This is a genomic window from Stenotrophomonas maltophilia (assembly GCF_025642255.1).
Taxonomy (GTDB): Bacteria; Pseudomonadota; Gammaproteobacteria; order Xanthomonadales; family Xanthomonadaceae; genus Stenotrophomonas; species Stenotrophomonas maltophilia_P.
In genome coordinates this window covers 2,365,082-2,378,294 of record NZ_CP106759.1, presented here as the reverse complement: position 1 = coordinate 2,378,294, position 13,213 = coordinate 2,365,082, and the positions used below count along the sequence as shown (strand labels likewise).

General features: G+C 66.6%; 10 protein-coding genes. 9 read left to right on the top strand and 1 reads right to left on the bottom strand.

What is annotated here, in order from left to right; all coding sequences use genetic code 11:
* The first annotated feature begins 1 nt into the window (after position 1).
* Positions 2–787 carry an OmpA family protein gene (locus tag N8888_RS10850; protein WP_111185953.1) on the top strand — a complete coding sequence of 262 codons (786 nt, stop codon included), beginning with the start codon at positions 2–4 and terminating at the stop codon, positions 785–787.
* 56 nt (positions 788–843) lie between these two features.
* Here the strand turns inward: N8888_RS10850 and tssA are convergent, their stop codons facing one another.
* A complete protein-coding gene (gene tssA, locus N8888_RS10845; protein ID WP_263174654.1) occupies positions 844–1,902 on the bottom strand; it encodes a type VI secretion system protein TssA in 1,059 nt (352 codons plus the stop codon).
* Between the two features lie 233 nt (positions 1,903–2,135).
* Between tssA and N8888_RS10840 the strand changes: the two genes are divergently transcribed.
* The 8 genes from N8888_RS10840 to N8888_RS10805 all read left to right on the top strand — a co-directional run bounded on the left by N8888_RS10840 (position 2,136) and on the right by N8888_RS10805 (position 13,211).
* Positions 2,136–4,919 carry a type VI secretion system Vgr family protein gene (locus tag N8888_RS10840; protein WP_263174652.1) on the top strand — a complete coding sequence of 928 codons (2,784 nt, stop codon included), beginning with the start codon at positions 2,136–2,138 and terminating at the stop codon, positions 4,917–4,919.
* Positions 4,916–5,812, top strand: coding sequence for a DUF4123 domain-containing protein (locus N8888_RS10835; RefSeq protein ID WP_263174649.1), 897 nt, complete (start codon positions 4,916–4,918; stop codon positions 5,810–5,812). Before N8888_RS10840 ends, N8888_RS10835 begins: the two co-directional genes overlap by 4 nt.
* Before the next feature lie 10 nt (positions 5,813–5,822).
* A complete protein-coding gene (locus tag N8888_RS10830) occupies positions 5,823–6,302 on the top strand; it encodes a DUF3304 domain-containing protein (RefSeq protein ID WP_229765840.1) in 480 nt (159 codons plus the stop codon).
* A 105-nt stretch (positions 6,303–6,407) separates the two neighbouring features.
* Positions 6,408–8,240, top strand: coding sequence for a Tle1 family T6SS lipase effector (locus N8888_RS10825; protein ID WP_263174645.1), 1,833 nt, complete (start codon positions 6,408–6,410; stop codon positions 8,238–8,240).
* A 62-nt stretch (positions 8,241–8,302) separates the two neighbouring features.
* Positions 8,303–8,893, top strand: a complete 591-nt coding sequence (locus tag N8888_RS10820) for a hypothetical protein (RefSeq protein WP_263174642.1) — start codon at positions 8,303–8,305, stop codon at positions 8,891–8,893.
* 269 nt (positions 8,894–9,162) lie between these two features.
* Positions 9,163–9,570, top strand: a complete 408-nt coding sequence (locus N8888_RS10815) for a hypothetical protein (protein ID WP_317629461.1) — start codon at positions 9,163–9,165, stop codon at positions 9,568–9,570.
* A 126-nt stretch (positions 9,571–9,696) separates the two neighbouring features.
* Positions 9,697–10,314: a hypothetical protein gene (locus N8888_RS10810; RefSeq protein WP_053518402.1), complete on the top strand. Its 618-nt coding sequence runs from the start codon at positions 9,697–9,699 to the stop codon at positions 10,312–10,314.
* Positions 10,315–10,436: 122 nt separating this feature from the next.
* Positions 10,437–13,211, top strand: a complete 2,775-nt coding sequence (locus N8888_RS10805; RefSeq protein ID WP_263174639.1) for a type VI secretion system Vgr family protein — start codon at positions 10,437–10,439, stop codon at positions 13,209–13,211.
* Positions 13,212–13,213: the final 2 nt, after the last annotated feature.

Genomic DNA, 13,213 nt, shown 5'->3' with positions numbered 1-13,213 from the left:
GATGCGCTTGTGCAACCCTCTCTCCCTTGCGTTGCCGCTGCTGCTCGCAGCCGTGCCGCTGGCCGCGCAGAACGCGCCTGCTGCGGCACAGGCTGCCACCGAACGACCGGTGGTGATCGAAGGCGTGGTGCCTGACCAGGCGACCAAGGCCAAGCTGCTGAACAATCTGCGTGCCGTGTATGGCGCCGAGCGCGTGGTCGACCGCATCCAGGTCGAGACGATCGCGACCCCGCCGAACTGGGGCGATTACGTGGCGGGCATGATCAATCCCGGCTTGAAGCGGGTGTCGCCCGGCAAGCTGGAAGTGAACGGACAGGCAGTGCGGATCACCGGTGAGGTCGGCAACGAAGCGCTGCGGCAGCAGGTGGCCAGCGACCTGAGTCTGGCCAGCAATACCAGTTACACCGTGACCAACGCGCTGAAGGTCGGCTCGCAGCAGAACGTGCTGGACCAGACGCTGGCCAACCGCATCATCGAATTCCAGAGTGGCAGTGCGCGTCTGACCCCGTTTGGCATGAGCATCCTCGACGAGATGGTCGCCAAGATGGCGCAGATGCCGGACAGCCGTTTCCTGATCATCGGCCATACCGACAATGTCGGGCAGCGCGAATCGAACCTGGCGCTCAGCCACGCGCGTGCGCTGTCGGTGAAGAACTACATGGTGTCCAAGGGCATTCCGGGCAGCCACATGGATGTCGTCGGCAAGGGACCGGACGAGCCGGTGGCGGACAACACCAGCAACGATGGCCGCGCACGCAATCGGCGCATCGAGTTCAAGATCCAGTAAACATGACGGGGATTGGGCCAGTCCCGATCCCCGCATGAGCGTGATCCGCAGGCAGATCAGTCTTCTGGATTGACGTCCAGCATCTCTTCCATCTGTTCCAGCGTGCCGTGGTCCTTGATGACGCGCTTGAGCCAGACATGCAGCGGCATCTCGCCCCAGCGTGCGGCCTTCTCGGCGAGATAGGCCACGGGGCTGTGCGGTTCGGTCCGACGGAAGAACTCAGCGACCTGGCGCAGCTGCTGCAGCGCTTCCTTGCGCGAGCCGGGTGCGCCCGCAGGGCCACGCGGTACTGTCACCGGGGCCGCTTCGGACGCGGGCGCCTCATGGCCGAACGATGCATCTTCAAAATCGTCGGAGGAGGCTTCGGTTTCGCCATCGAGCAACACCCCGGCTTCGCGTGCGAAGCGCAGCACGGTGCGCTGCAGGTGTTCAAGCTGCTCACGCACCGCGCTGAAGCTTGGGCCATCCAGCCCCAGGCGGTTGTCGACCGCGGCCTGCAGTTCGGCCAGGGCCTGGCTGCAGTCGGGCAGGTCGTCGGCCAGCTGCCGGTAGAACCCGTGCTGGGTATCGCGGCGGGCGGCAGTGAGAATGTCCAGACCAGGGCGGCCGTCATCCTCTTCGCCGCTGTTGGCACGGGCATGGGCATGCTCGAAGTCGGCGAGGCTGAAACGCCCCTGCGGCGCGACGGCAATCGGCACGGAGCGCAGCCATTGCAGCGAGTTGGTCAGCAACCAGCTCAGGTTGCCGATGCGCTCTTCAAAATCGCCGTCAGGTGCCTGCGGATGCACGTCATCCCAGTAGCGGTCGCACAGGCCGGCGGTGAGCCGGTAGCCAGCGGCGAGGCCCTGGAATCCTTCCAGCTGGGTGGCGGCTTCGCTGAGCCAGCCTGCCAGCCGCAGGTCCTTGGTCCGGGTCTGCAGCAGGTCGGTGGCATCGCGCAGCACGCTGCTCCAGTCAGCGTACTTGATGTCGGTCTGCCACGCCCCCTGGTCCAGGGTCGGGTCGTCGGCACGACGGTTTTCGATGATCCGATCGAATTCAGCCGAGAACGACAGGTCTTCACCGGTCGGGGCGTGTTCCGAAATCGGGGCCAGCAGGGCTTCCTGATCCAGCATGGCGGGTCTCGTTGGGGACTGTGGGCGATTCTAGCCCGCCGATGTGAACGCGGTCGCGGGATTGGTCCGTCCAGGCATGCCTGAATACGGAATGCCGTCAGTTATGTGACGAACAACCCACTTCTACGGTGGTCGAGGCGTCGTGATTTTGACGAACACCGCAATCTGGTAGATTTGATGGCTGGAATCCGACGCCGCCGGGTAGGTGCAGGCGTCTTCACACTGGAATTGGCATGGATCAGCTGAACTACGTGATGACCCAGGTTGCCGGGCTCGGTGACGCGCAACGCCTGTATCGACTGCGGTCCGATGCACTGGAAGGGTGCACGGTGGAGCGGTGGCGCGGCGGTGATGCGCTCGGCCAACATGCCTGGACCGATGTCGATGTACTCGCCACGCGCGCTGATATCGCGCTGGATGCCCTGCCGGGCACGCGTGCGACACTGGTCGCGCAGATGGCCGATGGTGGTCAATGGCAGCGCAGCGGCCTGATCGCGGACGCTTCCTGCCTGGGCAGCGACGGTGGCCTGGTGCGCTACCGGCTGCAGCTGGTGTCATGGACGTGGTGGCTGCAGCATGCTCGGCACAGCCGCGTGTTCCAGGAACAGAGCGTGCGTGCGATCGTCGATGCCGTACTGGCAGGGCACGCTGGCATCGCGCGCTGGCGCTGGGCCGAGGGCGTCGACGCCTTCCTTGGCCAGCGCGTGCGCAGCTACTGCGTGCAGTACCGCGAGAGTGACCTGGATTTCCTGCAGCGCGTGCTCGCCGAAGAAGGCCTGGGCTGGCGTCTGTACGCCGATGAGGAAGCGCCCTGCGGCAATGGCATGGAGATCTTCGCCGACAGCGTCGCGCTGCCGGAAGATGCCACCAGCGCGGCTGCAGGCGTGCGGTTCCATCGCAGTGACGCCACCGAATCCAGTGACAGCGTGCAGGCCATTGGCCTGCGTCGGCGCCTGGCCAGTACTTCGATCAGCCTGCAGAGCGATGATTACCGCCAGGTACGCGCACTGGTGGCACAGTCGCCGATGGAGGGCGGAGGTGGCCAATCGTCGCGCGAAGACTACGATGCGGTAGGTGCCTACGCCTTCAGCGACAGTACCGCCGGTGCGCGTCAGGCCCGCCTGCAGGCGCAGGCGCGCGAAACCCACAGCCGTGGCTGGCAGGGGTCGGGTACGGTTCGCGGCTTCCAGTCCGGACAATGGCTGCGGCTGCAGCAGGCCCCCGGTGCGACACCGCCTGAGCTGCTGCTGGTGGCCGTCGAACATGCCGGCATCAACAATCTCCCTACCGATCTGCGACGAAGCCTCGATGACGCGCTGGGCGTGGCGCCGATCGATCCGGCCGACGCTGCGCTCTGGCAGCAGGCCGAAGCAACCGGGTATGGCAACCGTTTCGACGCGGTGGATCGCACCCTGCCGTGGCGCCCGCTGCTGCAGGACGGTAGTGGCGCACGGCTGAATCCGCGCCCGACCGTGCCGGGTTACCAGACCGCTGTCGTGGTTGCCGGCGACGGAGGCGCCAGCAAGGACCTGCACGCAGACAGCCATGGCCGCGTGCGCGTGCGTTTCCACTTCCAGGAAGGCGAGGGCGGCGGAGCCAACGACAGCGCATGGTTGCGCGTGGCACAGCGCTATGCCGGACCCGGCGTGGGCAGCCAGTTCCTGCCGCGCATCGGTCAGGAAGTGCTGGTGGGCTTCCTCGACGGCGATATCGATCGGCCACTGGTGCTGGGCACCCTGTACAACGGACGTGGCGAGGCGGGCGTGGCACCGACGCCAGCCGGCGGAAGCGGCCAGAGCGACGTATCGCTGTATGGCCAGGCTGCAGACATGCGCGGCAGCGCGCAGGCCAACCTCAGTGGCGGCCAGGCGCCGGCCTGGCATGCTGCCGGCATGGGGGACCAGGCGCATCGGCAGGGCGGTGCGCTGTGGGGTATCCGCTCGCGCGAGTGGGAAGGCGGGCAGGGCGCCAACCATCTGCTGTTCGATGACTCGAACCAGCAACTGCGCGCGCAGCTGGCCAGCAGCCAGCAGGTGTCACAACTGACCCTGGGGCACCTGCGTCATCAGGCAGACAATTATGTCGGCAGCCTGCGTGGCACCGGTTTTGAACTGCGCAGCGACGCGTGGGGCGCGGTGCGCGCCACGGCCGGTGCCTGGTTCTCGGCGTACGGGCATCGGTCGACGGCACCTGCGGGCGAGGCGGTGCAGCCTTCCGCGCTGCTTGCGCAGCTGCAGACGCTGGGCGAGCGCTTCACCCAGGCCGCGCGTACACACCTGACCAGCCCGTTGGCGATGCAGGAGGGCGCGCGCGCGCCAAAGCGCTCGGAGCTGGTTCCCGATCAGTCGCCGGTTCCCGCGCTGCTGACGAGCGTACGCACCACCACGGGCGGTGATGGATTCGATATCGGCAAGAGTGGTGCGACCGAGCGCAAGTCGGATGCTGGGCAGGATCGCGTGCCGCATTCGGGTGATCCACTGCTTGGACTGGCCGCACCGCAGGGACTGGTGCAGGTGGCAGGCCAGGGAGTGCACTGGGGGAGCGGTGAAGGCCTGCTGTTGGCCAGTGGCGGTCATAGCGACACGGTTACCATGGGGCAGACCCGTCTGCATGCGGGGCAGGCGATCGGCGTGCTTGCGTCCGTGGTTGAGGGAGCAGCGGCCACACCCACCGCGCTTGACGTCGTGGCCGGCACTGAAATGCTCGATATCCAGTCCCAGGCGGATGGGGTGCGCGTGCAGTCGCGTGGCGCTCTGCGCGGGGCCAGCGCGCAGGCGCCGGTGGAACTCGCAGCGGCCAATACGATCCACGTGGCGACGTCCGGGGGGGCCAGCCTGACCATTGCCGGTGGCAACATCACCATCGCCTGTCCGGGCACGATCAAGGTGCATGCGGGCAGCAAGTCATTCGTCGGCCCGGCGCAGCAGGGCTATCCGCTTCCCCAGTTCCCGCGCAGCAGCTGTAAGAGCTGCATTCTCGACGCCATGCGCCAGGGCACGCCGGGAGTGCTGGTGTGAATCGTTACGCCGTGATCGACAGCGCGCAGCGGTCGCACTTCCATGAGCGGCTGGAGCGTCTTGGCGCGCGCTATCGCTCACTGTTCGAAGGCACGGCCGAGGCCGGCCTGCTGGATATTGCTCCCTTGCTGGTGGCTTGGACGGACAGGGACGTGCACGCGCAGCTGGATGCGGAGATCCGGCAGATGGGGGCGCAAAGGCCGGGCGTGACCCTGCTGTGGAGTGCACTGGAACTGGACGATCTCGCGAAGCGGTTGCGTGCTTTCCATCTGGTGAAGGTGCCCGAGAAGGGCGGTCGTGAGATGCTGTTGCGCTGGTACGACACCCGTATCCTGCCTGCACTGCTGGATCTGTTGTTGCCTGCGCAGCGTGCCGCCCTGCTGGAGGGCGTGCAGCGCCTGCAGTACTTCGATCGCTACGGCGATCTGCAGGAATGGCCGCTGGCCGAGATGCTGGCCGGAATGGATGATGCCGGCCTGCCTGCGCTTCCGCCATTGCGCCTGGACGAAGACCAGTACACGCGCCTGCTGGACGCGTGCGAGCCGGATGTGGCCATTGCCCAGCTTCGCAGGGTCATCCCCGATGAGATCAAGCGGGTGCCGTATCGATCGCTGTACCCGTTCGTCGTCGACCTTATGCAGGATACGATCGCCCACGGTGTGAACCAGGTGGACGATCACGTGCAGTACCTGCTGCTGGCGTTGTACACCTCCGGCGCGTGCCGCGGCCATCCTGCCGTGCAGGCGCGTTTCGCGCAGCCTGCCGGGAGCTGTGAGGTGCCGTTCGCGGACTGGGCATCAGCGCTGCCGGAAGATATCTGGACGACGGGCGTCCCGCTGTGGGACCACACCGCCTCGCCTTTGCAGGCCGAGCCTGCACCCTCGTGGACGTGAAGGAAGAATCATGCGTTTGATGCGGACCCATCTGCTGGCGGCCCTGGCGTTGCTGCTCCTGTTGCCGGCATTGGCGGCCTGCAAGGGACGGACGGCCTCCACGCCGGTGGCCGTGCTCGGCTACAACCATACGGATGCATACATTGCGCAGTTCCTCGTGAATGGCGGCAGTGGCGGGTCGGCCGATTCCCACTCGGAAGGCGGAACTGTCTGCTGCGTCGTGCTGCCTGATCGATGGACGCCGGACATGAAGGTTGAGATCGAATGGACCACGGATCTCGAAACGTTCCAGAAGAAGACCGTTGCGATTCCGAAGTACAACCAGCTCGGAAACCTGGCCGTCCATTTCCTGCGCAATGGCGAGATCAAGGTCTTCGTCACCAATCTTGTGCTCGGTCATCCCGACTATCCATTGACCGGCCCCGAGGCGCCCTTGCGCGAGGGCGAGAATCCAATCTGGGAGCACCTTCGGCGCCCGCTTGAAAAGTGATCACGGGGCCCGGTCGCTCACCGGGCATCCGATCCGAATGCTTGGCGTGGGTGGCAAGGACAACGATCCCGGCGGGGACCAGCAGCGAATCCAGGAGACAAGGACATGAGTGGACGCACGGCAACCGGCGCGCAACCAATGCCGGCAGATGGACGCAGAGCGCTGAGCGGCGCCGAAGCGCAGCAGCGGGCGCGGGCCATGGCGTGCATGCGCGAGAAGGGCTCCGAATGCCAGGGCCAGGTGCACGTAGGCATCTACTTCGACGGCACCGGCAACAACCGCGAGTGGGAAGGGACCTTTGTAACCGGCAAGACGCGCTCCCCCAAGACCCAGCTGGCCCGCAACGGTCACAGCAATGTGGCGCGCCTGTACGACGCCGCCCTGAAGGAGCGTGGCAACGGCTTCTTCAGCATCTACGTTCCCGGCGTCGGCACGCCATTCACCGACGTCGGCGATACCAACCAGGATGGTGACACGCTGGGAGGCGGCGCCGCGCGTTATGGTGCGGACCGCATCCACTGGGCCATCCTGCAGGTCATCAATTCGGTACATCAGTACCTGAACGGTGGTGACCTGATCCAGCCCAACGAAGCCAAAGTATTGGTCGCCTCAATGAGCGAGACGCGACTGCTGGAAGGCATGACGCGACGCGCGATGCTCACGGCAATCGCGCAGCGGTTGGAGCGCGTGGTCAAGGGGCACCAGCGCCGGGTCAAGTCGGTGCACGTTTCCGTCTTCGGCTTCTCGCGTGGCGCGGCACAGGCGCGGGCGTTCGTGCACCGGCTGTATGAGACGGCAGAAGCCTGGGGCAGCGGTTGCGGCTACAACATTGCCGGCATTCCGCTCTACCTGAACTTCATGGGCATCTTCGATACCGTTGCGTCGGTCGGCGTTGCTGCGATGAGCCGCGTCTCGAAGGGCAAGTGGGACTGGGCCGCCGGTGACATGATGAGCATTCACCCCGAAGCGCGCCAGAGCGTGCATTTCGCGGCCCTGCACGAGCAGCGGATCAATTTCCCGCTGGACCTGGCGACCAGCGGGAAGGAGGTGCTTTACCCGGGCATGCACTCGGATGTCGGTGGCGGCTACTCGCCCGGCGGCCAGGGCAAGGACTTCGTTTCCGGTGCCGCGAACGGTACCGCCAAGCTTGCGCAGATTCCGTTGATCGACATGCATCATGAGGCCGTCAAGGCAGGCGTGATAATGAAAACGATCGAGGAACTGGGGGCGCAGCCAGTGCTCGCCATGCATTTCGGCTGCCACCCACAGCTGATCCGCGATTACAACGCCTGGCTGACCGGTCACGGTGTCCCCGGAGGCGCGCACACGCAGCAGATTGCAGGACATTGCCGGCAGTACGTTGCCTGGAAGGGCAAGCGGCTGCCGAATGGTCCACAGAGCGTGCTGCAACAGCCGTTCTTCAAGCAGTCCGACGCCGAGGATCAGGTGGATCTGGCCAATGCGCAGCGCGATTTCGCAAATCTGGTTGGAAAGCTGCGCAGGGGCAAGGAGGAGATGGCGGCCTACCGCAGGCAGCTGGACGAAAGCCAGAAGCGCATGGAGGCGGGTCGCAAGATCGGGCGACCGGTATTTGAACCTACGCCGCGGGCCTCCCAGGCGGCTTACGACTACGCAAAAATCCCGGCCGAGACCAGCACTCTGCTTAACCTTGTGCTGGACGGTGCGCCGGTACCCGATGTGAGTACGGTGCTGTTTGACAACTACATGCATGACTCGCTGGCCGGCTTCTACATCGGGAAGTGGACGGAGCTGAATATTCCTGCCGTCAATACCTACGGCTACCTCCGCTATCGCGAGGTCTTCAGTGTGGCCGGCAGGAGGGCTCAGGAGTGCCGGGATCCGGCTACGCTGCCGCCAGCGAACATCCCCACCATCGGCGGCGCGTTCCAGCAGCTGGGCTCGGCAATGGGCGGGTGAGGCGATGCAGCGTCTGGAATGCCCGTTGCAATGATGGCCTGGTCCAAGGCAGGCAACTGAAGATGTCTGGCTTCGTGATTCGGGCTGCTGCAGTAGCCGGTGTACTGCTCACGGTGGGGTGCCATGCACAGCCTCCCGAAGTGGGCGGCTGGCGCAGAGTCTCCGACAGCGATCTGGAGCGACAGTACCATTTCTCCATGCTGCCGCACGCTGCAGCAGCGGGAAGTCGATGGGCCGCCTACGACGCCAAGGCGGGCAAGGTGGTGTGTTGCCTGTCGGTGGACGGTGCCGAGGTGGGCGAAAGTGAGCTCCAGGATCGCTTTGACATTCCGGGGCCGTGGATCACCGATCTGACCAATGGCTGGAATCTCGATGCCGCACCCTATCGCCCGCATGTGCAGCTGCTGAAGGTGCAGGGTGCGTTGAGCAGCTACACCTTCAAGGAAGAACGTGAAGCGGCTGGTGGTCTGCTGCTGCCACCCGACGCGCGGGCGGTGGCGGCCGACACCCTGGAGATCGACGGCGAGCGTTATACGGTCCAGCGCCATGAGACCTCGCTGGCCGATGGTGACGGTGGCGTTCATACCTACACCTTGAAACCGGCCAAGGGCGGTGCGGCATTGAAGGTCGAAGTGCCCTTCGGAACCTATTAGTTGCCGCCATTGAATCGGCGCGCAGGCATGTACGGAGCACATGCGGACCTGGGGGCTACTGCGGGATGTGCATGTCGAACCTGATGGAGGACTGCGTGCGGCGCAACAGGACTTCGGACAGCTGCTGCGGTTTCCAGCAAGTGCTGCTGCTGATCCTGCTTGTCTTGATTGCCGCGTGCGCCGGCAAGCCGGATCCATCGAGAGGTTCGGCCGCGGCCAGCCAAGGACCGGCATCGACGCCCCACAACGCGCCCTACGCAGGCGTTGTGATGAGCTATCCACACTCCGGCTGCGCGTACGAATACAGCCCGGTGGACTTCTGTGATGCGCAGCATCGCGCGCAGATCGACCAGGCCATCCTTACCCAGGTGCCGAACTTCAACCGGCATTACATCCTGGCCCAGCTGGACGAGCGCAAGGAGTACTTCCAGCGCTCCATCGTGCTGATCGACAGCCGCGACGGCACCGTGTATCCGTTGCCTATCGATGCGTTCTCGGGCCCATTGGTGGGCAAGGAGGGCGCGCGTACCTATGGCACGGTGGAGACATCCGCTGAGAGCGACACGTTCTGCGTGAACGGCGCACTGCTCGTCTACCGGGCATTCGAAGAGGGCCGCTTCTGCTTCGGATTCGATGGTGTCAGATTCACCGGCCACACCACGCAGTACATGCAGTAGCGGCCGCGTTCCCCCGCGAGCGCCGGGCCCGGCTGAACGAGCCTGGCCTCCCGACGTGGCGGGCGTCGCACCTTCATGGCATCCTCACGAAACTGATTGGCCACCGGCCATCGACGGATGAACGACATGCAGAAGTGGATCGGACGCACCGCCGGCGGGCTTGCGGTGGCGCTGTGCCTGGCGGCGCCGCTGGCACAGGCCGCCGAACCGGCCTTTGGTGGCTGGCGCAACCTGGACTCCCGCGATGGTGCCGAGCCCGCCTTGCGCGACATCCCGTTCGCACTGCTGCCGACGCCGGTCGCACGCGATGCGCGCTTCTCGGTGTATGACCGCGAGAGCAAGCGGCTGGTGTGCTGCCTGCAGGTGGCCAGTGCCGAGCTGGATGACACCGCACTGCGCAAGGTCTATCAATTGCCAGAGCAGTGGGTGACCGACCTGCGCAACGGCCGCAGCACGGCCCGCCCCTGGCCGACGCGGGTCTACGAAATGCGTCGTACCGATGAGCTTGTCGACTACGGTTTCAGCGACGCGCCCGAAGCCTACAGCGATCTGGGAGGCCTGCTGCTGCCCGCCGACGCGCGCCTGCTGCCCGATGGCAGCGTGCAGGCAGGGGCGACCTATCGCCTGCAGTTCCGCAGCACGCCGCTGGGGGATGACAGCAGCGCGCTGGACCGCTTCACCCTGCAACCGGCACAAGACACAGGCAAGCCGGTGATCGTCGAAGTGTCCTACGGAACCTATTGATCCGGAACGTTAATCCGGCGTGACGGCGGTCGCGTGCGCCGCCGTTTTCCATCTGCTACCGTCGCCCTACAGGGGAAGGACCTGCCCGCCGCGTCGCGGAGGGCAGCAACGGTAGGAACGCCATGGAAGCGATTCGCAACCTCATGGTGCAGGCAGCGGGTCTTGATGCCGGCAGCCGCCTGTATCGGTTGGATCTCCCCGGCATGCCGGCGGTCGTTGTCGACCGGTGGCACGGGCGTGATGCCCTGTCGCAGGGGCGGCATCTTCAGATCGATGTACTCGCGCTGGACGCATCGCTGCCACTGGCTGACTGGCCGGGGCGGCCCGCATGCCTGCATGTGCACCTGGCCGATGGCCAGGATTGGCCGCGTCACGGCGTGATCGCCGATGCGCAGTGCGTGGGCGCTGACGGTGGACTGGTGCGCTATCGCATCACGCTGCGTGACTGGACCTGGTGGCTCGACCAGGCCCGCTGCAGCCGCGTGTTCCAGGAACAGAGCGTGCGCGAGATCGTGGACGCGGTGTTCCAGATGCACCCGCAACATGCGCATTGGCGCTGGAGCGATGAGGTCGACGGGATGCTGGCCGCATCCCGGCCGCGCAGCTATTGCGTGCAGTACCGCGAGACCGACCTGGCCTTCGTGCAGCGTTTGCTGGCCGAAGAAGGGCTGGGCTGGTGCGTGCAGGATACCGGGGAGGCGACGGCCGGCCACGGCGTGCTGCTGTTCGCCGATTCGACCCTCCTGCCGGAAGCCGCTGCGTCGCAGTCGGCGGGAGGGATCCGCTTCCATCGCGCCGATGGCACCGAGCAGAGTGATGGCGTGCAGCAGCTCGGCCTGCAACGGCGGCTGCATAGCACGCACGTGCAGCTGCACAGCAGCGACTACCGCAGTGCGCGCTCGCTGGCCGGCCAGTTGCCGGTGCAGGGCAGCGGGCAGGCGCGACGCGAGGATTACGACCCGGTTGGCGCGCATGCCTTTGCCGACGCGGCCGAGCTGCAGCACCACGCTCGGCTGGTCGCCGAGGCACTGGAGGCGCAGGCACTGCAGTGGCACGGCCGTGGCAGCGTGCGCAGCGGCGATGCCGGCCAGGTCTGGTCATTGAGCGGAACGCCGGGGTCAGTGCCGACCGAACTGTTGTTGGTGGACGTCGAGCACGCCGGGGTCAACAACCTGCCGGTGGATCTGCGCCAGGCGCTGGCAACGATGGACGATGCCGCCGCCACCGCGGACACGCTGCAGGTGGCTGCCCAGACGCAGGGCTACGCACAGACATTCGTCGCTCTGCCCCGCGACCGGCGTTGGCGTCCGACGCTATGGGACGGCACGGGTGCGCGACGCAATCCGCGGCCGCTGGCGCCCGGTTACCAGACAGCGGTCGTGGTGGCTGCGCAGGGCGCCGATGGCGCCGAGCTGCACGCCGATGCACTGGGACGGATCCGCGTGCGGTTCCACTTCCAGCAGGAAGAGGGCAGCACGGACAGCGCGTGGCTGCGCGTCGCGCAGCGCTACGCGGGGCCGGGCGTGGGCAGCCAGTTCCTGCCCCGTATCGGCCAGGAAGTCCTGGTGGGCTTCCTCGAGGGCGACATCGACCGGCCGCTGGTGCTGGGCGCGCTGTACAACGGGCGCGGAGAAGGCGGCGTCGCGCCGACCCCGGCGGGCGCCAGCGCGGAGGCCGATACGTCCATGTACGCACAGGCGAGGGATGGCACCGGCAGTGCGCAGGCCAACCTCGGGGGCGGCCAGGCGCCTGCCTGGCACGCGGCGGCGACCGGAGAGCAGGCACACCGCAACGCCGGTGCGCTGTGGGGCGTGCAATCACGGGAGTGGCAGGGGGCCGGCTGGAATCGTCTGCTGTTCGACGACAGCGACCAGCAGCTGCGGGCCCAGCTGGCCAGCAGCCAGCAGGCTTCGGCATTGACGCTGGGGCATCTGCGCCATCAGGCGGACAACCATAGAGGCAGCTTCCGCGGCAGTGGATTCGAGTTGCGCAGCGACGCCTGGGGCAGCGTGCGCGGGCAAGGCGGGCTCTGGTTGAGTGCCTATGCCCGCCGCAGCGTCGAACCGGCAGGTACGGCGGCACAGCCTGCTGCGCTGTTGCAGCAGCTGGCCACGCTGGCCCACAGCCATGCTGCGGCGGCGGGTACGCATCTGACAGTGCGGCCGGCCGCGCATGTCGGCGTGCAATCGCCGCAGCGCTCGCGGTTGGACGGTTCGCAGTCACCGCTGCCGGTGCTGCTGGCCAGCGTGCGCAGTACGGTGCCCGGTAGCGCGTTGCAGGATGCGGCCGGCTCGGCGCCGGAACGCAGCGGTGATGCCGGCGAGGGCCGCGTTCCGCATACCGGCGATGCCCTGCTGGGCCTGGCTGCACCTGATGGTGCGCTGATGGTGGCCGGACAGGGGCTGCATTGGGCGCCGGGCGAGACTCTGGCACTGGGCAGCGGCCAGCACGGCGAGGCCGTGGTGATGGGGCAGGCGCGCTGGCATGGACGGCAGGCCATCGGCGTACTGGCCGCAACACTGGAGGGGGCTGATCCGGGCGAGCCGGCGCTGACCCTGGCCAGTGGCGAACAGGTGCTGGACGTCAAGGCGCAACAGGACGAAGTGCGCGTGCAGTCGCGGCAGTCGCTGCGTGGCACGAGCGCACAGGGCGCCGTGGAGGTGGCTGCGGGCCGGACGGTGCAGGTGGCCACCGCAGGCGGGGCCAGCATCACCCTCAGCGGCGGCAACATCGTGTTCAACGCACCCGGGAGGATCGCCGTGCACGCGGGACGCAAGTCGTTCCTGCCCGGCGATCGCGGCCGTTACCCGTTGCCGGTCTTCCCGCAGTCGGTCTGCAAGGAATGCCTGCTGCTGGCCGCACAGCGTGCAGCCCCGCTGACACCGAAGGGAGGCTGAGC